This is a genomic window from Bacillus sp. BS1807G30 (assembly GCF_040047675.1).
GTDB lineage: Bacteria > Bacillota > Bacilli > Bacillales > Bacillaceae > Bacillus > Bacillus altitudinis.
This window is the reverse complement of sequence record NZ_CP157353.1, coordinates 2,686,522-2,708,287: the sequence shown is the minus strand read 5'-3', so window position 1 is coordinate 2,708,287 and position 21,766 is coordinate 2,686,522. Positions and strand designations below refer to the sequence as shown.

The window sequence follows — 21,766 nt, the reverse complement described above, 5'->3', positions numbered from 1 at the left end:
TCTTCATATCTGGTCATACTAAAGGAAAAAGGATGAATCAGATGGCGAGACACACATACTATGTATCCGTTCAAGACGGATCGATCTCACAGCACAGAGATGCGGCTGCTTGGCAATTTCAGATAGAAGCAGATGATGACCAAATCTTGCAGTTAAGAGAGTATTTTGATGAACAGTATATGACAGATTGGAAAGGTTTCTTTCGGGCGCATGTTCCATTTCTTGAATATCATTATGATAGTCCAAATGACGAAATGGATAGGAAAAGAAAAGAGATTTACTCGATGATTCATGATCTCGGTAACGAAGAGACAAAGAACTTTATTGAGACGAATGGACTGATGAATTGAAAAAGCATGTAGAGACATTCTACATGCTCAGCGTGTAGACAAACCCCTCGCATTCTTTGTCAGTCCTGCGTGCCGGTGCTCACGAATGTGAAATTCGCTCCGCGCCAGTACTCGTCCTTCCTAGACTGCAAAGGTTTTCTATCACGCTGAAAAGAAGACAAAAGGCTAAAAGAAAGTTCATTTTAGCCTTTTGTCAACTATCTGAAAGCATGTAGAGACATTCTACATGCTTTTATTTTCGAGGCTGTAAGATGCCGCCGATCAGATCACTGATTCCGCCTCTATTTTCCTGCTGTGAGTTGGTGATTTCGTGTGAGGTACTCTGACTCTGGGGTTTGTACCGGTTATCATCTATCCCGACCCGCATTCCAGATGTTCGTTCAGATGGCTGGATAATCACAATTTGGTCCTGTTCATGAAATTCAAACAAGTAGGATTCGCCTGATGTTTGTCCAATGAACGTTTTCCAGTTCACATCTAATTTGACTTTCGGTGCTTTGCCCGTCCAAGCGACAATAGCGTCAGGATCTACACGGCAAGGTGCTTTTAAAATCAGCGGGTTTCCATTTGTTTTGATGGCAACCTGCGCCCCGTGACCTTGATACGAGAGCTTTGAAGTAAATAGCCCTTTCTGTGATAAAATCCCAACGCCTACTGGTGTCACGCCATAGTGACATTCTTCAGTAAAGGCAAGTAAATCTTCACTTTCCACGCTAACATGCTGCCAAGGACCGTTCGGCTCAAGATTGATGACGGTCACATGCTCGCTGGAATCAGCCAAGTAGCAAGTACCTTGTCCACTCACTTCCATCATCTCAAGATTTTCACCTGTTAATTTTCTGCTAATATGATTAAATACTTGGCTGACCATATTTCCTTTATTCGTCCCAAGTAATCGTTTACGGTATTGAAATGTACCTTGATCGGCAATCATAGCGCCTTTTTTGGCAAAAAAGATCCCGTTGCCTTCTGCTTGTAAGGTCAGTTCTTCGATCGTGTTGAAATGAAATCCCATTTGTGCCGGCTCCTTTCCTTTGTCAAGATGTGAATCCGTAGATGCGGAATAGGTCGTTTAAATCAAGGGTCGTACCTTGTCCGGTAGCGGTGATTTTCCATTCGTTCTCAACTCTCGTTAGTTCAGCACAAATGATGGATGTACAAAATGAATAATCTTCTGTTAACTGAAAGGTACAAATCTCCTGTTGTGTGATTTGATCTGAAAGGCGCAAGTAGGCATTGGTCACCTGTCCAAAATGATGTGCCCGCTCGTGTGCATCATGTATGGTGGCAGTTACGACGATTTTATGAATATCGGGTGAGACTCTGCTTAGCTGCATAATGATGATCTCATTGTCCCGATGGCCTCCGCCGACCTGATGATCACCTAGATGGCGAACAGCTCCATCTAAGCTTTGCTGCTGATGATAATAGATCAGGTGTTTTGGAGACAGAAGCTTGTCCTCTTCATTTAAGAGAAACACTTGCGTATCTAAATCAATTGGCTGACCAGATAAGTCCCAGCCAAGTCCGATATGAATTTGATCTACATTTGGATTGTCTTTTGTTAAATCTAACTTTTGTCCTTTCATGAGGTGTTTCTTCACTGCCTCAAGAGAAGCGTCTTCTTTCTCGTGTTGCCTCATTGGCCATGCTTTGTTATTTTCTTGTTTTGATCCATTTGTGATGCTCATGCTGGTTTCCTCCTCGTCTGTGTAGGACAAACACTTATTGATTTACGTCATCATGGGCAAAAGGTTTCATGATTAAAATGGGATGAGGATGGAGATGATAAAAAGGTTTTAGCAAGAATACTTATTTTACATACAGACGAGATAGAAGCACTCGTTTGTTTCACTTTTTATAAAAATTCTTCAGAGAAATGTGATCTGTGGTATGATGTTTTACAAGAAGCAAGGACAGGATATGAGGGATTTCACATGCATGTATTTAAAGACTATTATCATAATACGGTCAAGCTCTCTTTTGAAGAGCAGCCTTTTTCAAGTCATCCTAAGCATGTTTGGGCCATTTGCCGCTATCAAGGAAAATGGCTGCTTACTGAACATGAGGATCGTGGCTACGAATTTCCAGGAGGGAAAGTAGAGCCAAATGAAGAAGCAGATCAAGCCGCTATACGAGAGATTCACGAAGAGACGGGTGCTGTTGTTCGTGAATTAACGTATATTGGTCAATATCAGGTGCTTGGCAGAGAGAAAGTCATTGTCAAAAATATTTATTTCGCTGATATTGAAAGGCTCGTCAAGCAGGACACGTATTTTGAAACGAAAGGACCCGTTCTTTTCGCAGACTTACCAAGATCCATCGCAAAAAATAAAAATTTCAGTTTTATTATGAAAGATGATGTTTTAAGACAAAGTCTGGCTTATTTAGAAAAGAACGGTTTGATTCGTTAAAAAAAGCGCAGGGAAATGACCCTGCGCTTTTTATTTTTGCAGAAAACGGCGTTCCAGCCATTCGACAAGCTGATACATGATGGTGGCGAAGACGGCGATAATGAAAAGACTTAAGAACACGAGTGTAAAGTTGAAGACTTGAAAGCCATAGATGATCATATAGCCGAGTCCTTTTGAGGAAACAAGGAATTCTCCCACAATGACCCCAACCCAAGAAAGACCAACATTGACCTTAATGGCAGAGATCATCGTTGGAATACTTGCTGGCAAAATGACCTCACGGAAGACCGTTCTTTTTTTCGCGCCAAAGGTTTTCATGACTTTTAAATAATTCTCATCGACTTCTTGAAAGGCTGTATAAATGACGATGGTGGTAATGATCACACTGATAATGGCACCCATCGCGACAATGCTGATCATGCCTGGTCCAAGGGCAACAATTAAAATGGGGGCGAGAGCGACTTTCGGCATCGCATTTAAAATAACCAAATAAGGATCAAGTACATTTGCAAGACGGGTGGACCACCATAAGGCGGCGGCTAATAAAATGCCGCAAAAAGTACCAAGTAGAAAGCCGAGCACTGTTTCAAACAGCGTAATGCTCATATGATTAATTAATGAACCATCTGATAATTTTTGTACAAACAATTGGCAGACGGCAGATGGTGAACTGAAAATGAGCGGGTCAATCAGTCTGAAATGGCTCGCAAGCTCCCAAAGCGAAAAGAAACTGGCGAAAATGATCAACTGGTAGACTCGCGTCATGCGTTTTTCCATTCGAACTTTTTTTCGATAGGCTTCATGTAAAAGATCACTGTGTTTCAACTGTCTTCAGCTCCTTCCAAATCGTTTGAAAGAGCTCTTGGAAACTTGCTGTCTGTCTCGCTTCAAAAGGAGAGAGCGTCCTCAGATCATCTGGAACGGTAAACATTCGCTGGATAGAGCCGGGATGCTTTGAGAATAAGAAAATGCGATCACTCATCGCAATGGCTTCGCCGATGTCATGCGTGACAAGAACAGCCGTTTTTTGATAGTTTTTTAATGTGTGAAAGACGAGGTCTTCTAATGTCAGTTTCGTCTGGTAATCTAGTGCTGAAAATGGCTCATCAAGCAGAAGCAGGCCGGGATCAACTGCAAGCGTTCGGGCGAGAGCCGCACGCTGCCTCATCCCGCCTGACAGCTCCTTCGGGTATTTTTCTTCGACATCATTGAGTCCAAGCTTTGGCAGTAAGCTAAGGGCAGCTGAGGTGGCTTCATGTGAATCTTGTTTTGCAATTTTTAACCCGAGAATGACATTTTCCTTGATCGTTTTCCATGGGAATAAATAATCTTGCTGGAGCATATAACCGATTTGATGCTCCTGTTGATTCGGTTCTTTTCCTTCGATTAAAATTCGACCTTCAGAGGGTGGCGTAATGCCTGCGATGATGGACAGCAAGGTTGTTTTCCCGCAGCCGCTGGGACCAATAAATGAGATAAATTCACCTTGAGTGATCTCCATATTGATGTGCTTGATGGCCGTTGTTTTTTCTTTTAAAGAGAAGTACGTGTGGGTCACATGGTCAATTTGAAGGAAAGACATGTGCTACCTCCTGTTCTATTTGTGATCTGTGACCTTCTTGGCAATGGATGTATCGACAAGTTGTTTGTACGGAATAAATTCCGGCAGTTCACCACTTGCCTTCATGATTTCCTGTAATTTGTTCCATTCCTCTTCATTTAGAAGGGGATCTGTTGCGTAGGAGTTCTGCTGCTTGTAGCGTTTAATGGCTGTTGATAAGACATCAAGGTCTGTATCAGGAAATTGAGATTGGATTGTCTTGGCAATCTCCTCTGGTCTCTTTGCTTTGACCCATTTTTGCGCTTTGTAAATGGCACGAGTAAAGGCTTCCGCTGTCTCTTTGTTTTCCTCTAAGTAACTCTTCTTTGCCATAAAGGTGGTATAAGGCACCTTGCCGGAAGCCTCACCAAAGGAGGCGGTAATGTACCCTTTGCCTTCTTTTTCAATTAAGGAAGCTGTCGGTTCGAATAACTGCACAAAATCGCCAGTTCCAGAGGAAAAAGCACCTGAAATGTTGGCAAAATCAATATTTTGAATCATGCGAAGATCCTGTTTCAAATCAATGCCTTCTTTTTTCAGGACATATTCACCGACCATTTGCGGCATGCCGCCTTTCCGTTGTCCGAGAAAGTCCTTTCCTTTCAATAGATCCCAAGAGAATTGATTGATTTTTTCCCTTGAAACAAGAAATGTACCGTCTGTTTGTGTCAGCTGTGCAAAGTTCATGACAGAGTCTTTCGTGTCTTGTGCTTCCACATAAATAGAAGATTCAGATCCGGTCAGAGCGATATCAGCGCCGCCGGATAAGAGAGCTGTCATTGTTTTATCGCCGCCCCAAGTGGTTTTTAATTCAACCTCTAAGCCTTCATCTTTGAAAAATCCTTCGGATAGGGCGACATAAAGCGGTGCATAAAAGACCGAATGGGTCACCTCGGCTACTTGTACGGTCTGCTCTTGGTCTTTTTTACAGGCGACAAATGGAATAAAGAGCAGGACAACGAATATGAATGCCAGTCTGACTTTAATGGAACGATTCAAGAGTAATTCGCCTCCTTTGTTCTAGATCACTAATTAAAGTATGTCAAAAGGGATTTTTGGTGAGTGCCTAGATGAAATAAGAAGCGCATTGTTTATTTATAGAACGTGTCTTTTTTTCTATACTAGAAGCATGAATGCTTTCTTGAATTTGGTAGAAATAAAGGAGCGGTTTCGTGTATAGATTGAGTTGGGTATTTGTTGGATGGTATGTAGTGGGTCTTATTTTAATGGTCTTTTTTGAAGTGCCGGCATGGCTTCAGTTTGCGAATGGTATCTTTCTTGTGCTTTACGCCTGCTGCGTCATTGAGATTGGCCGAAATATTTACGGGGCATGGAGCTTTGTGATCGTAAGAGCAGCCATTGTGGGTGTGTTGACGTTTACGGTTGAATGGGTGGGGGTCACAACTGATTTTCCATTTGGGGCCTATGATTATTATCCGACGCTTGGATTTCTTGTGGCGGGAGTACCTTTGACGATCGCTTTTGCATGGGTTGGTGTGTTTTTAAATAGTCTTTTTTTATCAAGACAACAATCGAAGTGGAAACGAGCCGTCGAAACGGGTATATGGATTGTGCTGCTTGATCTCATATTAGATCCGGTAGCAGCTGAACGAAAGTTTTGGGTGTGGTATGACGGCGGAGGTTTCTTTGGTATCCCTTTTGAGAATTTTGTCAGCTGGGGTATCATTGGAGCAGGACTTTCATTTCTGTTCCCGCTCGTCTCCATTGATCAGCAGGCATTGCGCTGGAATGGGCGTATTTATCAGGCCATGGTGTTCTTCTTTGGTCTTTTAGCATTAAAGGGCGGGCTGGATGTCATTTTTTATTTAGCACTGATCATTGTCATCTTGTGTGAAGGAAGGGTTCGATTTGAAAGAAAGCGACAAAAACCGATCGTTTAGACGACTCTTTTATTTTTATCTTGAACGATATTTACTGAACAAACATTTTCGCTGTGTCATGATGAAAGGTACGGTTGATCCAAAGGAGAAGCATCCTGTTCTTTATCTTGCCAATCACAGTTCATGGTGGGATGGACTGATCATTTTTCTTTTAATAGAACAAATGTCTGAGCTGGATCATGCCATGATGATGGAAGAGAAGCAGTTGAAGCAATATGCTTTTTTTCAAAAACTTGGTGCATTTCCAGTTCATAAAGAGAAGCTGAAAAGTGTCAAGCAGGCATTAATGACTGCAAAGGAGAAGATGGAGGCTGGCGGGGCTGTGTGGCTCTTCCCGCAGGGGAAAATTATACACCAAGACACACGGCCGCTTGAACTGGAAGGCGGAGCTTCTTTTTTAGTCAGGCAATTTGAGCAGGTCGTCATCAAACCTGTGACGCTGCATTATACATTTAATCAATTTCAAAAACCGACGGTATCGGTTGAGTTTGGAGAAGATGTCCTAGTAGCTGGCGGATCACTTCGCAGTAAGGAAGTAACAAGTTTACTCGGAGACCTGCTTGAAACACAGTTAAACGCACATCAAGCACAGGTTATTGCTGATCCAGATTTTTCAACAAACGAACAATTTAGGCAGGTGACAAGGACAAGCCGGTCAACTAGTGATGCGTTTGATTCCTTTAAAAAGTGGGTGAAAACATGGCGGTCTTCTTAATTGTCATCAGCGTTTTGCTGATCTGCCAATTGATGTTTACGATTTGGAATATGAAGCAATTTCCTGTACTCAAGCCGGCATCTCTTTCACCTGATGAACCCATTTCATTATCGATCCTCATTCCAGCGAGAAATGAAGAAAAACGGCTGGAAGCCTGCCTTCAGTCGATTGTTGATCAGCGTCTCCATCCGAAAGAGTTGATCGTGCTGGATGATCACTCGACAGATCAGACGAGAATGATTGCAGAGGGCTTCGCAGAGACATATCCATGGATTCGTGTGCAGTCAGGTCAAGTACTGAAACGAGGATGGCTTGGAAAATCATATGCTTGTTCCCAGCTTGCTGAGGCAGCATCTTCTGATTGGCTGTTATTTTTAGATGCAGATGTCCGCTTAAAACAAGGAGCTATTGAAGCGGTGTACAAGCAGTTATGCATACAAAAAACGGGCATGCTCTCAGGTTTCCCAGAGCAAAAAACGGGAACGCCTTTTGAGCATCTTGTGGTTCCTATGATGATGTTTACGATTGGCTGTCATCTGCCAGTGAAGTGGGTCAGAACATCTCAACATCCTGCTTTTGCCGCAGCACATGGCGGCTTTATTGCCATTGAAAAGAACTGTTATCACGAAATAGGTGGTCATGAAGCGATCAAGGATTCTCTTGTGGACGATATGGCTTTGGCTAAACGAGTGAAAGCGAAGGGCTTTCCGTTCACACTGGCAAGTATTCATTCTTTTGTCTACATGAGAATGTATGAGAGTGGACAGGAAGTATGGGAAGGATATCGGAAAAATTTGTTCCCGGGAGTGAATCGAAGCATTGCTTTGTTAAGCAGTGTCTTTTGTTTATACTCCGTCCTTTATGTAGTTCCTGTTATTTGCTTTATGATCGCACTGATTCATTTTGATGTGGTCAATCTCTGTTTAGCCCTTCTTTGCTACGGGCTGGGTGTATCCATTAAAGCGGTCATTGATATCGAAAATGGAAGAACGTCTACGATGGCCTTTTTATTGCCGGTCAGTATCATAAGCCTGATGGCCATTGGTTTTGCTTCTATGAAAATTGGGCTGAAAAAAGAAGGCTATGAATGGAAAGGAAGAAGGTACGAATGAAAAAAGTGATCATTATTGGCGGCGGACTTGGCGGGTTATCGGCTGCGATTCGCTTACAGTCACGCGGGTTCCAGGTCACCATTTTAGAAAAAGAAGCTTCTTTAGGCGGGAAATTACAACGCCATCAAGCGGCCGGCTACTCTTTTGATTTAGGGCCGAGTACCATTACAATGAAGGCGTATTTTGAAGAAGTATTTACCTCCTGTCATAGACGAATGGAGGATTATGTGACGTTTTATCCGATTTCTCCCCTTACTAAAAACGTTTTTGCAGATGGACATACGGTCGAGTTTACGCCAGATATTGAGCAAATGGAATCACAAATTGCAGTTTTTAGTCCAGAGGATGCACAGCAATACCGGGCATTTTTACAGGAATCGAAGAAGCTTTTTCAAATGGCAGAGGATCAGTTTTTAAATCGTTTATTATTGACTTGGAAGGATAAAGCGGATGTCAAGCTAATGAAAGCCCTTCTTGCTGTCAAACCTTTTACATCCGTTCAGCGCTTGCTACGTCAATATTTTCGTCATCCTCATACATTGGCGATGTTTGGCCGGTATGCGACTTACATTGGCTCTTCTCCATACGAGGCACCTGCTATTTTTAATATGATGGCTTATTTAGAAGGAGAAAAAGGCATTTATGGTATTAAGGGCGGTACGTATCGTTTAGTTGAGGCATTTGAGACACTGGCAAAGGAATTGGGTGTCCAAATTCATCTCAATGAACGAGTCAAAAAGATTCATGTGAAGAATAAGCGAATCCAAGGAGTTGAAACGGATCAGCAGTTATATGAAGCAGATCAAGTCATTGCGGGGGCAGATGCACTGACTGTTTATCGCCAATTAATTGATGAAGAAGACCGCCCGAGCTTTGGAAATCAAAAACTGGCAAACATTGAGCCATCGTTATCAGGTTTTGTTCTTTTGTTGGGCGTCCCTAAAGTCTATGAACAATTGTCTCATCACAACGTGTTTTTTCCAGAGAATTATGAACAAGAATTCAAGGATATTTTTCAGAAAAAACAGCTTCCTCATGATCCGACGCTTTACATCTGTTATTCAGGTCATTCAGAGCCAGCTTTAAGCGGAGGGCCAGGAAGAAGTAACTTGTTTGTATTAGCCAATGCGCCATATGTGACAAAAGAGCAAAATTGGGACATGCTAAAGGAGACATATGGCCAGCATATGAAAACAAAACTAAAGGAAAAGGGTCTCTTTGATCTTGACCAGCTTGTAGAATTTGAAGCGGTACAAACCCCGCTTGATTTGCAGCAAAAAACGGGAGCGTATCATGGGGCCATTTATGGCATGTCGTCAAACTCATTCAAGCAGGCATTTTTTCGCATCAATAATCAATCAAAGGATATTGAAGGGCTTTGGTTTGTTGGTGGCACAAGTCATCCAGGCGGTGGCACTCCGATGGTGACAAAATCAGGACAGCTCGTCGCAGAAGCCATCATCAAGCATTTGACGTAACACCGAATGAAAAGGAGAGAATTCAAGTGATTGTGGAAAAGAGAAGGTTTCCGTCGCCACATCCGCATATTCACTTATATACAGTGACATATGAGGCCGATGGACTTCGAATGAAGGGGCTGCTCGCTGAACCGGCCGGAGAAGGTCTCTATGACGGTTTTTTATATTTACGCGGCGGCATTAAAAATGTGGGAATGGTTAGACCTGGCCGAATTGTGCAATTTGCTGCGCAAGGGTTTGTCGTCTTTGCGCCCTTCTACCGAGGGAATCAAGGAGGCGAAGGGAACGAGGATTTTGCCGGAGAAGATCGGAAAGATGCATTTGCTGCATTTCAGCTGTTGAAACATCATCAAAAGGTGAAGCAGGAGCGCATTCATATCTTTGGTTTTTCCCGTGGCGGAATTATGGGCATATGGACCGCTGTTGAAATGAAGCATGAGGCCGCTTCCTTTGTGACATGGGGAGGCGTAAGTGATATGAAGCTCACCTATGAAGAACGTGTGGATATGAGAAGAATGATGAAGCGTGTAATAGGAGGTCCTCCGCATAAGGTACCAGAAGCATATGAGGCTAGAACGCCTTTGAATGATGTGCACCAAATTGAAGCACCTGTCTTAATCATTCATGGGGAGCTGGATGAGAATGTATCCATTGAGCATGCGTATTTATTAGAAGATGCACTGCGTCAGCATGGCAAGTCTGTGGAAACATGGTATTTTCACGGATATCATCATTATTTCCCGCCACAGCATAACCGGGAGATTGTCAGACGGCTGACGACATGGATGCACAGCCGAAAAGGCGGAAATGTGGTAAAATAAACGTAGAAAGAAATATAGAAAGTAGGGGGATTTTCATTATGGGAATGCCTGTTGAATTTAATACAATGATTGTCACAAAAGGAAAAGAGACAAGAATTGAAGAAAATGTGTTTGAGCTCATGAAGGAAGGGTACCGCATTTATCCATTAAATATTCCGCTTGAGGTGCGTAAAACGAAAGACGGAGAAAAAACAGGAACAGCACATGTTGAAAAGCTGGAGCTCACAGACAATATCACGAAGGTGACGTACCGTCTTGTGTCATTGCATTCAACGAACTAAAAAAGCTGAGGGATTCATTCCCTCAGCTTTTTCCTTTTGATTAGACGAGTGGTCCGCCTTTTGCTTCAATATCACTTGCTGCATGGCTGAATTTTTTAAAGTTCTTTTTAAATTCATTTGCAAGGAAGTTTGCTTTTTCTTTGTAAGCCTCTTGATCGTCCCATGTTTTAGCAGGCTGAAGCACTTCATCTGGCACTCCTGGAATATGAAGCGGGATGTGTAATCCGAAGATGTCGTCAGTGATCATTTCAGCGTTGTCAAGATCTCCTTCGATCGCTGCCTGCACCATTGCTCTTGTATGAGCAAGATTCATTCGTTTGCCCGTACCGTAGCCGCCGCCAGTCCAGCCTGTATTCACAAGGAATACTTTTGCACCGTGCTCATCGATTTTTTTACCAAGCATTTCAGCATAGACATGAGCAGGAAGTGGCAAGAATGGTGAACCAAAGCAAGTAGAGAACGTTGTTTCTGGTGACGTCACGCCACGCTCAGTTCCCGCTAATTTACTTGTGTAACCGCTCAAGAAGTGGTACATCGCCTGTTCTTTCGTTAAACGGCTGATTGGAGGTAAAACACCGAATGCATCAGCTGTTAAAAAGACGATGGCAGATGGGTGACCTGCAATACTTGGTTTCACGATGTTATCAATCATTTCGATTGGGTAAGCCGCACGTGTATTTTCAGTAAAGAATGTGTCATCATAATCTGCTTCACGTGTTTCTTCATCAAGTACTACATTTTCAAGCACTGATCCGAAGCTGATGGCTTTGTAAATTTGTGGTTCTTTTTCTTCACTTAAGTTTACGCATTTTGCATAGCATCCGCCTTCAATATTGAAGACACCTGTGTTAGACCAGCCGTGCTCATCGTCTCCAATCAGCTTGCGGCTTGCACTTGCAGAAAGCGTCGTTTTTCCAGTACCTGAAAGGCCGAAAAATAAAGCAACATCGCCTTCTTGACCGACGTTAGCAGAGCAGTGCATTGATAAAATATCTTGTTCAGGAAGCAGGTAGTTCATAACAGAGAAAATGGATTTTTTCATCTCTCCTGCATATTCTGTTCCACCGATCAGAATCGTCCGTTTTTCAAAAGAAACGATAATAAACGTTTCAGAGTTTGTGCCATCTGTTTCAGGATCTGCTTTAAAGTGAGGTGCAGATAAGATGGTGAAAGGTTTTTCGTTTGATGATGGTGTTGATCCATCAGGTCTGATGAATAGCTGCTTTGCAAAAAGATTGTGCCAAGCGAATTCATTTACAACTGTAATGGGCATACGGTATTTTTCGTCAGCACCGGCAAAACCATCAAAGACAAATAGTTCATCACGTTCTTTTAAGTATGACACAACCTTTGTATATAAACGATCAAATGCCTCTTTCGAGATCGGCTGATTGACTTGACCCCAATCAATTTTATGTTCAGAGTTTTCTTCTTTTACGATGAATTTATCTTTAGGCGAACGTCCAGTGTAGGCACCCGTTGTGGCGCGGACAGCACCAGTTGAAGTTAAAACGCCTTCATTACGTGCCAAAATCTTTTCAACAAGTTTCGGAACAGATAAATTTTGGTGCGTATTTTCTAATGAGAGCAATGACTGCAAATCTTCTTTTAAATCCACTGAGTTCATAAAAAACCCTTCCTTTACCGTTGAATTTGTTTGTTTTAATTAGTATAACACATTGATAATAATAGTCTATACTATTTAAACATTTTTGTGTGTGTTTTTTCATTTCTGCTATGAAAATATGCTTTTTGGTGATGCTAATGATGAGGTGAAAAAAAGGGGAGATAATTCCTATGAACCATTGACATGACGCAAGGGTTTAAGATAAGATATCTTATTGAACGGATACTCTTATCCCGAGTTGGTGGAGGGACAGGCCCGATGAAGCCCAGCAACCGGTTTCTTATGAAAAAGGCATGAACATGCTGAGAAACCAAGGTGCTAACCTGATGCAAGGTACAAGAACACCTTGAGCGATAAGAGTGAAAGGCATGCGATCTCAGACCCTTTCCTCGCAATGAAGGAAATGGTTTTTTTATTTTTGGGATATCATATGAACAAATTGCCAATAACATCTCTAATATAAACATGTTGAAATATAAGAGGGAACGAGTTCCGTATCATATTGGAGGCCTCATCTTGGGATGATGTGGTCTTGTACAGGAGGAAATTGCCATTATGAGTCAAAATCGTCGTTTATTTACTTCAGAATCAGTGACCGAAGGACATCCAGATAAAATCTGTGATCAAATTTCAGACAGCATTTTGGATGAAATTTTAAAGAAAGATCCAAATGCACGTGTTGCCTGTGAAACTTCTGTAACAACCGGTCTCGTATTAGTAAGCGGTGAGATTACAACGTCTACTTATGTTGACATTCCAAAGACGGTGCGTGACACGATTAAGGAAATTGGCTACACACGTGCGAAATATGGTTTTGATGCGGAAACATGTGCGGTTCTTACATCAATTGATGAACAGTCTGCTGATATTGCGCAAGGTGTAGACAAAGCGCTTGAAGCACGTGAAGGAACAATGACTGAAGAAGAAATTGATGCGATCGGTGCAGGTGACCAAGGTCTGATGTTTGGTTTTGCAAACAACGAAACTGAAGAGCTTATGCCACTGCCGATTTCTCTTGCACATAAATTATCTCGCCGTTTAACAGAAGTACGCAAGAATGAAACACTTGCATACCTTCGTCCAGACGGAAAAACTCAAGTAACAGTTGAATATGATGAACAAAACAAACCAGTTCGTATTGATACGGTGGTTATTTCTACACAGCATGCACCAGAAGTGACGCTTGAACAAATTCAAAGCGACTTAAAAGAGCATGTCATCCGCCCTGTCGTTCCAAGTGAACTGATCGATGAAGAAACAAAATACTTCATCAACCCAACAGGCCGCTTTGTTATCGGTGGACCTCAAGGGGATGCTGGTTTAACTGGACGTAAAATCATCGTTGACACTTATGGCGGGTATGCTCGTCACGGTGGCGGTGCTTTCTCTGGTAAGGATGCAACGAAGGTTGACCGTTCTGCAGCATATGCGGCTCGCTATGTAGCGAAAAACATCGTAGCAGCTGGTCTTGCAGATTCATGTGAAGTGCAGCTTGCTTATGCAATTGGTGTTGCACAGCCTGTCTCCATTTCAATTGATACATTTGGAACAGGAAAAGCCTCTGAAGAGAAATTAATTGAAGTGGTACGTGCAAACTTTGATCTTCGTCCAGCTGGCATTATTAAAATGCTTGACTTACGTCGTCCGATCTATAAACAAACCGCTGCATACGGACATTTTGGCCGTCATGACTTGGATCTTCCATGGGAAAAAACGGATAAAGCCGACACGCTTCGCAAGGAAGCATTAGGAGAATAACAACATACAAAACCGCTTATTTTAAGCGGTTTTCCTTTTGATTAAAAAAAATTCTACAAAAAGCGTAAAAATGTGAAACAAAATTGGACAAAATACTGTCTAATTATAGGTCTACTTTTAAGAAATAACATAACGTGGAGGCAATAATATGTGTGGGTTTGTTGGTGTATTTAATCACCGTCCATTGTCCGAAACTACTGAGCAGGAAGAGTTAATTAAGCAAATGAATCGTCTCATCGTTCATCGAGGTCCGGATGATGAGGGGTACTTTCATGATGAGCATGTAGGATTTGGATTTAGACGTTTAAGTATTATAGATGTTGAACACGGAAAGCAGCCGCTTTCTTATGAAGATGAAAAATATTGGATTATTTTCAACGGAGAAATTTATAACTATGTGGAGCTGAAAGAAGAGCTTGTGAAAAAAGGCTATACGTTCAGCACAGATTCTGATACGGAAGTCCTTCTTGCCACATATCGTCACTATAAAGAAGAAGCGGCATCGAAGCTTCGCGGCATGTTTGCCTTTTTAATTTGGGATAAAGAAGCGCAGTTATTATATGGCGCAAGAGATCCTTTCGGCATTAAACCGCTCTATTTTACACAAATAGATGACCAAGTGTACTTTGCTTCTGAACGCAAAAGCTTAATGGCTGTGAATGAGAACATTTTATTTGATGAGACTGCTTTGCAGCAGTACATGTCTTTTCAGTTCGTTCCTGAGCCAAATACACTTGATCAAAAAGTGCACAAAGTTGAGCCAGGTCATCAGTTTACACTGCGTCCAGGCCAAGACATTGCATTTAAGACTTACTGGAAAGTTCAATTCAAACCTGAACAAACACAAGAGCAGAAATTAGTAGAAGAAGTACGTGATGCTATCTATGATTCTGTAAAAGTCCACATGAGAAGTGATGTGCCTGTTGGTTCATTCCTATCAGGCGGGATCGATTCTTCTTTCATCGTGTCGGTCGCAAAGGAATTTCACCCTGAACTGAAGACATTCTCTGTTGGTTTCCAGCAGGATGGATTCAGTGAAGTGGATGTAGCAAAAGAAACAGCTGATAAGCTGGGATTGCAAAACTTTAGTGCTGTGATTTCTCCTGAGGAATATATGAATGAGCTTCCAAAGATCGTCTGGCATTTAGATGATCCTTTGGCTGATCCAGCGGCGATTCCATTGTATTTCGTAGCAAAAGAAGCGAAAAAACAAGTCACAGTTGTTCTTTCAGGTGAGGGAGCAGACGAGCTATTCGGTGGATATAATATTTACCGTGAGCCGCTATCTCTAAAGCCTTTTGAATCTGTACCATCCATGCTGAAAAAGCTTCTTCTTCGTCTGGCTCGTTTAATGCCAGAAGGAATGAAAGGGAAAAGCTTTATCGTTCGCGGCTGTACGCCATTAGAGGAACGTTATATCGGCAATGCGAAAATCTTTGAAGAGCCAGTGAAGAAAAACCTCTTAAAGCAGTATGATCCGAACATCACGTATCGTGACGTGACGAAAACATACTTCGAGGAAAGTGCAGGCTACAGTGATATTAACAAAATGCAATATGTTGATATCCATACGTGGATGCGCGGGGATATCCTGCTGAAAGCAGATAAGATGACAATGGCCAATTCTCTTGAGCTTCGTGTTCCATTCCTTGATAAGGTCGTATTTGAAGCAGCTTCTAAAATTCCAGAAGAGCTGAAAACGAAAGACGGTACAACGAAATATTTATTGCGTAAAGCAGCAGAAGGCATTGTGCCGGACCATGTGTTAAACCGTAAAAAACTAGGTTTCCCTGTGCCAATTCGTCATTGGCTGAAAAATGAGATGAACGCTTGGGCGAAAGATATCATTAAAAACAGTCAAACAGATGAATACATTAACAAGGCATATGTTCTTGATTTATTAAATGATCATTGTGCTGGAAAAGCAGATCATAGCCGTAAGATTTGGACTGTCCTGATCTTTATGATCTGGCATAGCATCTATGTAGAGCGCAGCATTGATCCAGAGCAGTTGAATCACCAGCCGAAAGAAGTTATTTTTAGCTAATGAAAAAGGTTTTCAGCTTTGTGCTGAAAACCTTTTTTGTCATGATAGAAAGTGGTGGAAAAGGGTAAAATAACAAGCGGTACACAGTTATTGCTTAATATCCTGAAAAAAACATGATAAAGTGAAGATACATGTATGATGTTAACGCGATAAAAGGGAACGATAGTATTGTCCTTTTTCTACATATTCTCTGCGGATACGATCCATGTCTTGGATATCTTCATCTGTTAACTGGCGAACGACTTTGGCTGGACGGCCAAAAGCGAGTGAACCTTTTGGGATGACTTTTCCTTGCGGGACAAGGCTGCCTGCACCAATAAAGGCTCCTTCGCCAATTTCCGCACCATCGAGAATAATGGATCCCATGCCAATGAGGGCATTTTTTCGAATGATAGAGCTATGTAATGTGACTTGGTGTCCAATGGTAGCACCATCTTCAATCAGAAGTGTTTTTCCGGGACTTTGATGCAGACAGGATAAGTCTTGAATGTTGACGTTTTTTCCAATTCTTACAGGAGCTACATCGCCTCTAATGACCGTTTGGAACCAAACGCTTGAATATTCTCCAATTGTGACATCACCTGTAATGGTGGCGTTTTCTGCAACAAAGACCGATTCATGAATCTCAGGTGTAAACTGATGATATGGATAAATCACTTTTTCGACTTCCTTTCTTAATACAACATTTGTGAGGTGTTTACTTTGTGGACTTGGCATGCTGAAAGACCGGTTGGTACAATTGTCATTGTACATGGTGCTAGTGAATATCATGGCCGATATAAATGGCTGATCGAAATGTGGCGAAATGCAGGCTATCACGTCGTCATGGGTGACCTGCCTGGGCAAGGGACATCGACACGTGCGAGAGGCCACATTCGTTCTTTTCAAGAATACATTGATACAGTCGATGAATGGATTGAACATGCGAAGTCGTTCAGACTTCCGACATTTTTACTTGGACATAGTATGGGGGGACTGATTTCGATTGAATGGTTCAAGCAGTATACCCATACGAAGATTGATGGCCTTATTTTATCATCACCTTGTTTAGGTCTGCAATTTAAACCGAAGAAGCTGATGGATTTTGCGTCAAAAGGGCTAAATGTGCTGGCGCCGTCTTTTAAAGTCGAATCTGGGCTGTCGATCGAACTTGCCACACGGAATCAAGATGTGATTGAGGCGGATTCGAATGATTCGCTTTATGTGACGAAGGTGTCGGTTCGCTGGTATCGAGAACTGGTCAAAAATATCGATGCGGCGATGCAGCCTACGAATGTCTTTCGGTCGATTCCGCTCCTGCTCATGCAGGCAGGCGATGACAAGATTGTAGATAAAACAAGAGTGATGAAATGGTTCAATGGCATTGAATCAACCAATAAATCATACCGTGAATGGGAAGGGCTTTATCATGAAATTTTTAATGAGCCCGAGCGAGAAGAAGTGTTTAAGGCGGCAAGAGCCTTTACTGATCAATATATTTGATTGTGAGCTTAAGTTGGGGGTGGATTGATTTGTCAGTACCAGAACGTCCTTTTGCACTGATGACGAAGGTGTATAAAGATATTTTTCCGCTAGTTCATCAGGAGCTAAAAAAGTGGCGGGCGCATGCAGAAATGATTGAAAATGAAGAACTGAGAACGCAGGCACTAGCGAGCATATCCAGTAAAACCTTTCACTGTGAAGGCGGAGGAATTTTATCTCTTCTTGCAGGTGAAGCGAAGGAAACGTGTATTGAATTCATTGTGGCGTACCAAACGATTAGCGATTACTTAGATAATTTGTGTGACCGCAGTACATCACTTGATCCAAAGGATTTTCATATGCTGCATCAGGCAATGAGAGATGCACTCGATATTCATGCGGAGCTTAAGCCGTATTATCAATTCCGTGATGATCAAGAGGATCATGGGTACCTGCATGCGCTAGTCAGGACGTGCCAAGATGTGCTGTCACGTCTAGCGCATTATCCGATCATTCAGCCCTATTTACATACGCTGTGTGATTATTATAGTGATTTACAAGTACATAAGCATGTGGTTCCTCATGAGCGTGAACCCCGATTAGAGTCATGGTTCCGCCAGTATGAAAAGGATTTACCGAAAATGGAGTGGTATGAGTTTTCCGCATGTGCAGGATCAACGCTGGGTATTTTCTGTCTTGTGGCTTATGCACTGCAGCCTGATTTTACAGAGAAGCAGGCGAAGCAAATTTACGAAAGCTATTTCCCTTATATCCAAGGTCTGCATATCTTACTGGACTATTTAATCGACCAAGAAGAGGACAGGCTGGAAGGCGATTTGAATTTTTGCTCGTACTACAACTCTCATCATGAGATGATGGATAGACTACAGCATTTTATTGAAAAAGCGGATGAACAGCTGAAAGGCATTCCACACGAGAATTTTCACAAACTAATCAATAGAGGGTTACTTGCGGTCTATTTGTCTGATGAAAAAGTGATAGCCCAAAAAGAGATGAACAAGCTGGCAAAGCGGTTGATCAAATCAAGCGGGAAAACATCGTTCTTTTTCTATATCAATGGCAGAGCCTATCGCACCTATCAGAAAATGCCTTGGAAGAAATCTTCATAAAGGATAAAGTAAGCTCATCAGCTTGTAGAAAATGTTTTTCTGCAAGCTTTTTTGTTTTGAACTGTTTCGCTTGTATCCTCTTTTTTCATTACAATCCTCTTATTTGCTGCCGATATTATTCTTAGTGTACGAAAAATAGGAGGAAAGTATTAATCGCATCTACTCCTTATGACGTATATTTGTTGAAAAACTTAAAAAAGGGGAAGGTCGAATATGTCATTTTTTAAAAAGTTTGCAGCAAGTGTAGGAATCGGTGCAGCAAAAGTGGATACAATTTTGGAGAAAGATGCGTATGAACCGGGAGAAGAAGTAAAGGGAACAGTCCATGTGAAGGGCGGAAAAGTGCCTCAAGATATTCGCTATATTGATTTAAAGTTGAAAACATGGTACACCATTGTAAAAGATGATGAAGAGCAGCGAAAACACACAACCATCCATTCTGTCCGAGTGACTGAATCATTCACGATTCAGCCTGGGGAAGCCCAGCAGTTTACATTCTCATTTCACCTTCCTCTTGATACACCAATGACTGTAGGTAAAGTAGAGGTGGCTGTTGTGACAGACCTTGATATTCAAGGTGGTATTGATAAATTTGATCATGACCGCATTTTCGTAAGCGCGCACCCTTGGGTGAATCGTGTGCTTGAGGCTGTCGGAAACTTAGGCTTTCACCTTCATGAAGCAGACTGTGAAGAAGCACCTTATTTCAGGCGCCGCCTTCCCTTTGTTCAAGAGTTTGAGTTCATACCGACTTCCGACTATTATCGTCAAATGCTTGATGAGTTAGAGGTGATTTTCTTCATTGATGAAGAGGGGCTAGATCTCATTTTTGAAGTTGACCGCAGAGCAAGAGGGCTGCGTGGCTGGCTGGAAGAAATGTATAATGACGGAGAACAGCTTGTACGTGTCCGCTTTACTCAATCAGAGCTTGCAGATGTAGAAGAACTGGAAGTAGTGCTTGAAGAAATCATTGACCAATACGCTTATTAAATAAAAAAAACTCAAATCCATTAAGAGGATTTGAGTTTTTTTTCGATGGCTACCACGAAGGGCGGATCGTTTTGAATATTCATGTATTGATAAGAGATCACCTGTACTTCTTCGTGATGGAGTGTTTTGCAATAATCAAGAAGGATGTCCTTCTCTTTTTTTCCTTCGGGATGACCGTGGTAAATCACAAGAACGATCAGACCTCCAGGCTTAAGCCAATCAATGAGCTGTTTGATCGCTTCAATGGTTGTATGGGCCTGAGTTGTGACGGTTTTATCGCCTCCTGGTAAGTACCCAAGATTGAACACTGCACCAGATATGTGACCATAAGCTTCGGCTGGCAGATGCTCAGCAAGTTGTTCATGTCCGTCATGGATCAGGTGAACGTAAGGGTAGTGCTCACCAAGTCTTTTGCTTGTTTGCTCGATGGCTTCCTTCTGTACATCGAATGCGAAAACTTGTCCATCCTTCCCGACAAGGTCAGCTAAATAGCGTGTATCATGGCCATTTCCCATCGTTGCATCAATGACAATATCGCCTTTTTGGCAAGCACGTTCTAACAGCTCTTTACTAAAAGGGAGCATCCGTTTTAAAATCATTTTGCCGCTTCTTCCAATCTGACGAAGCGTTTGCCTTGGTAGCTGTTACGTCTTTCAAGCTCAGCATTTATGGCATTGAGCACTTCCCATTTATTCACACTCCACATTGGACCTACCATTAATTCAATGGGACCATCGCCTGTAATACGATGAATAATCATTTCTGGCGGCAGGATCTCCAGCTGATCACAGACAAGCTGGACATATTCCTCTTGGCTGAGAAATTCTAGTTTGCCTTTCTCATATTGCTTCACCATCGGTGTTCCTTTTAACAGGTGAAGTAGATGAATTTTAATTCCTTGCACATCTAAATCAGCGACAGCTTTTGCTGTTTCCATCATCATATCTCGGTTTTCAAGAGGAAGACCGTTGATGATATGTGAACAGACTCGAATGCCATGTTTTCGCAGTTTTTCTACACCTTCTACGTAGCATTCATAATCATGAGCACGGTTGATGAGCATCGCTGTCCGCTCATGTACAGTTTGTAGACCAAGTTCAACCCATAGATACGTCCGTTCGTTTAACTCAGCTAAATATTCCACCACGTCATCTGGCAGACAATCAGGTCTTGTGGCAATCGATAAACCAACCACTCCATCCAGATTCATAACGGTTTCGTATTTTTCTTTTAAAACAGGCAGCGGCGCATGTGTATTTGTGTAAGCTTGGAAATACGCCATGTATTTTCCGTCTTTCCATTTTGTATGCATCCGGTCCTTGATTTCATTAAATTGAGTGATGAGATCATCCGCCCGGTTCCCTGCAAAATCACCAGATCCTGCTGCGCTGCAAAATGTGCAGCCTCCATGTGCGACAGTACCATCACGGTTTGGACAATCAAAGCCGCCGTCTAATGCGACTTTAAATACTTTATGACCAAAGTGCTCACGCAAATGATAATTCCATGTGTGATAACGTTTTTCGCTGTTTGAATATAAAAAAGGGTTATGCTGATCCAAGTCAGTAACCTCCTTGCATAATAATAGGCATCCTTAAAGTTTAACAAAAATCACGAAAGAGGACAATTGAATCTGTCCAACATTTTCTTTAGTGAAAAAGCTTTACGTGGGCAAAATAGGCGAGAACGATGATGAAATGGAGGAATGGCAAGATGGCAACAAGAAAATCAATCGATGAATTTGTCCAAAAAAGCACTGAGACTCTCGAGTTTGCAAGCGAACAGTTTGATTTGAGCTCTCGCCAAGAACATTATAACGAGGAAGAATTTTCAAAAGCGCAGCTCATGCTAGAGGATGCAGTGAATGAATTAGAAAAGTTAAAAGATGTCGCCAATGATCAGCAAAGAGAACGTTTAGACAGAACGCGTGTACAAATTCAAAGTCTGCAAAACCAAATGATTTTGGGTATTTCATACGATAACGAATGATGAACAGATCCTTCTTTTAAGGGTCTGTTTTATTTTTTGGCTGTTTTCGTTGTTTTTGGATATATATTTGTCATAGGTTTTTATTCTGTTAA

23 protein-coding genes and 1 riboswitch are annotated in these 21,766 nt (G+C 42.0%); of the genes, 14 read left to right on the top strand and 9 right to left on the bottom strand.

Translation table 11 applies throughout. The features are described from left to right. Positions 1-41 precede the first annotated feature (41 nt). Positions 42-350 carry a hypothetical protein gene (locus ABG082_RS13910; protein ID WP_008342945.1) on the top strand — a complete coding sequence of 103 codons (309 nt, stop codon included), beginning with the start codon at positions 42-44 and terminating at the stop codon, positions 348-350. Between the two features lie 232 nt (positions 351-582). Here the strand turns inward: ABG082_RS13910 and ABG082_RS13905 are convergent, their stop codons facing one another. After that, the gene (locus tag ABG082_RS13905) at positions 583-1,365 is read right to left on the bottom strand and encodes an AIM24 family protein (RefSeq protein WP_008342947.1); all 783 of its coding nucleotides are present in this window, start codon (positions 1,363-1,365) and stop codon (positions 583-585) included. Positions 1,366-1,387: 22 nt separating this feature from the next. Continuing rightward, positions 1,388-2,041, bottom strand: coding sequence for a TerD family protein (locus ABG082_RS13900; protein ID WP_281215948.1), 654 nt, complete (start codon positions 2,039-2,041; stop codon positions 1,388-1,390). Between the two features lie 246 nt (positions 2,042-2,287). On the opposite strand from ABG082_RS13900, the gene ytkD reads away from it, so the two are divergent. Then, positions 2,288-2,764: an RNA deprotection pyrophosphohydrolase gene (gene ytkD, locus ABG082_RS13895; RefSeq protein ID WP_008342951.1), complete on the top strand. Its 477-nt coding sequence runs from the start codon at positions 2,288-2,290 to the stop codon at positions 2,762-2,764. Between the two features lie 30 nt (positions 2,765-2,794). On the opposite strand, the gene ABG082_RS13890 is transcribed toward ytkD, so the two are convergent. From ABG082_RS13890 to ABG082_RS13880, 3 genes are read right to left on the bottom strand one after another with little or no spacing between them, the layout of a single operon-like run. Then, positions 2,795-3,589 carry an ABC transporter permease gene (locus ABG082_RS13890; RefSeq protein WP_007501924.1) on the bottom strand — a complete coding sequence of 265 codons (795 nt, stop codon included), beginning with the start codon at positions 3,587-3,589 and terminating at the stop codon, positions 2,795-2,797. Further along, complete coding sequence (locus ABG082_RS13885) at positions 3,576-4,346, bottom strand: ABC transporter ATP-binding protein (protein ID WP_007501922.1); 771 nt, start codon at positions 4,344-4,346, stop codon at positions 3,576-3,578. Before ABG082_RS13885 ends, ABG082_RS13890 begins: the two co-directional genes overlap by 14 nt. Positions 4,347-4,361: 15 nt before the next feature. Continuing rightward, positions 4,362-5,363 (bottom strand): ABC transporter substrate-binding protein, encoded by a 1,002-nt coding sequence (locus ABG082_RS13880; RefSeq protein ID WP_348936193.1) that lies wholly within the window; start codon positions 5,361-5,363, stop codon positions 4,362-4,364. Between the two features lie 173 nt (positions 5,364-5,536). Here ABG082_RS13880 and ABG082_RS13875 point away from each other — a divergent pair, with 173 nt between their 5' ends. Genes ABG082_RS13875 through ABG082_RS13850 form a run of 6 tightly spaced genes read left to right on the top strand, consistent with a single transcriptional unit; the run spans position 5,537 to position 10,672 of the window. Continuing rightward, complete coding sequence (locus tag ABG082_RS13875) at positions 5,537-6,265, top strand: carotenoid biosynthesis protein (protein WP_348936192.1); 729 nt, start codon at positions 5,537-5,539, stop codon at positions 6,263-6,265. Further along, on the top strand, positions 6,234-6,980 hold the full coding sequence (locus ABG082_RS13870; RefSeq protein ID WP_272511824.1) for a lysophospholipid acyltransferase family protein: 747 nt from the start codon (positions 6,234-6,236) through the stop codon (positions 6,978-6,980). Before ABG082_RS13875 ends, ABG082_RS13870 begins: the two co-directional genes overlap by 32 nt. Beyond that, a complete protein-coding gene (locus tag ABG082_RS13865) occupies positions 6,965-8,092 on the top strand; it encodes a glycosyltransferase (RefSeq protein ID WP_348936191.1) in 1,128 nt (375 codons plus the stop codon). Before ABG082_RS13870 ends, ABG082_RS13865 begins: the two co-directional genes overlap by 16 nt. Next, positions 8,089-9,570, top strand: coding sequence for a phytoene desaturase family protein (crtI, locus tag ABG082_RS13860; RefSeq protein WP_348936190.1), 1,482 nt, complete (start codon positions 8,089-8,091; stop codon positions 9,568-9,570). The genes ABG082_RS13865 and crtI overlap by 4 nt, the downstream gene beginning before the upstream one ends. A gap of 26 nt (positions 9,571-9,596) precedes the next feature. Further along, a complete protein-coding gene (locus tag ABG082_RS13855; RefSeq protein ID WP_008342969.1) occupies positions 9,597-10,391 on the top strand; it encodes a prolyl oligopeptidase family serine peptidase in 795 nt (264 codons plus the stop codon). 38 nt (positions 10,392-10,429) lie between these two features. Beyond that, positions 10,430-10,672 (top strand): DUF2584 domain-containing protein, encoded by a 243-nt coding sequence (locus ABG082_RS13850; protein ID WP_017358362.1) that lies wholly within the window; start codon positions 10,430-10,432, stop codon positions 10,670-10,672. Positions 10,673-10,712: 40 nt separating this feature from the next. Here the strand turns inward: ABG082_RS13850 and pckA are convergent, their stop codons facing one another. Continuing rightward, entirely contained in the window at positions 10,713-12,299 is a 1,587-nt protein-coding gene (gene pckA, locus ABG082_RS13845) for a phosphoenolpyruvate carboxykinase (ATP) (RefSeq protein ID WP_007501908.1), read from the bottom strand. A gap of 225 nt (positions 12,300-12,524) precedes the next feature. Beyond that, positions 12,525-12,659: riboswitch (SAM riboswitch) on the top strand. A 195-nt stretch (positions 12,660-12,854) separates the two neighbouring features. Between pckA and metK the strand changes: the two genes are divergently transcribed. Both metK and asnB read left to right on the top strand, forming a co-directional pair. After that, entirely contained in the window at positions 12,855-14,057 is a 1,203-nt protein-coding gene (metK, locus tag ABG082_RS13840) for a methionine adenosyltransferase (RefSeq protein WP_008342973.1), read from the top strand. A 148-nt stretch (positions 14,058-14,205) separates the two neighbouring features. Next, positions 14,206-16,104: an asparagine synthase (glutamine-hydrolyzing) gene (gene asnB, locus ABG082_RS13835; protein WP_017358361.1), complete on the top strand. Its 1,899-nt coding sequence runs from the start codon at positions 14,206-14,208 to the stop codon at positions 16,102-16,104. A gap of 141 nt (positions 16,105-16,245) precedes the next feature. Here the strand turns inward: asnB and ABG082_RS13830 are convergent, their stop codons facing one another. Continuing rightward, positions 16,246-16,761 (bottom strand): gamma carbonic anhydrase family protein, encoded by a 516-nt coding sequence (locus tag ABG082_RS13830; RefSeq protein ID WP_008342977.1) that lies wholly within the window; start codon positions 16,759-16,761, stop codon positions 16,246-16,248. Between the two features lie 45 nt (positions 16,762-16,806). Here ABG082_RS13830 and ABG082_RS13825 point away from each other — a divergent pair, with 45 nt between their 5' ends. The 3 genes from ABG082_RS13825 (at position 16,807) to ABG082_RS13815 (ending at position 19,685) form a co-directional block, all read left to right on the top strand. Beyond that, positions 16,807-17,586 carry an alpha/beta hydrolase gene (locus ABG082_RS13825; protein WP_007501904.1) on the top strand — a complete coding sequence of 260 codons (780 nt, stop codon included), beginning with the start codon at positions 16,807-16,809 and terminating at the stop codon, positions 17,584-17,586. Positions 17,587-17,615: 29 nt separating this feature from the next. Continuing rightward, positions 17,616-18,695: a tetraprenyl-beta-curcumene synthase family protein gene (locus ABG082_RS13820; protein ID WP_348936189.1), complete on the top strand. Its 1,080-nt coding sequence runs from the start codon at positions 17,616-17,618 to the stop codon at positions 18,693-18,695. A 213-nt stretch (positions 18,696-18,908) separates the two neighbouring features. Continuing rightward, positions 18,909-19,685 (top strand): sporulation protein, encoded by a 777-nt coding sequence (locus ABG082_RS13815; RefSeq protein ID WP_242730945.1) that lies wholly within the window; start codon positions 18,909-18,911, stop codon positions 19,683-19,685. Positions 19,686-19,705: 20 nt separating this feature from the next. On the opposite strand, the gene ABG082_RS13810 is transcribed toward ABG082_RS13815, so the two are convergent. Both ABG082_RS13810 and ABG082_RS13805 read right to left on the bottom strand, forming a co-directional pair. After that, entirely contained in the window at positions 19,706-20,284 is a 579-nt protein-coding gene (locus ABG082_RS13810; protein WP_019743686.1) for a class I SAM-dependent methyltransferase, read from the bottom strand. Beyond that, positions 20,281-21,246, bottom strand: coding sequence for a TIGR01212 family radical SAM protein (locus ABG082_RS13805; protein WP_017358356.1), 966 nt, complete (start codon positions 21,244-21,246; stop codon positions 20,281-20,283). Before ABG082_RS13805 ends, ABG082_RS13810 begins: the two co-directional genes overlap by 4 nt. Positions 21,247-21,398: 152 nt before the next feature. Here ABG082_RS13805 and ABG082_RS13800 point away from each other — a divergent pair, with 152 nt between their 5' ends. Next, positions 21,399-21,674 carry a YtzC family protein gene (locus ABG082_RS13800; protein WP_008361717.1) on the top strand — a complete coding sequence of 92 codons (276 nt, stop codon included), beginning with the start codon at positions 21,399-21,401 and terminating at the stop codon, positions 21,672-21,674. Positions 21,675-21,766 lie beyond the last annotated feature (92 nt).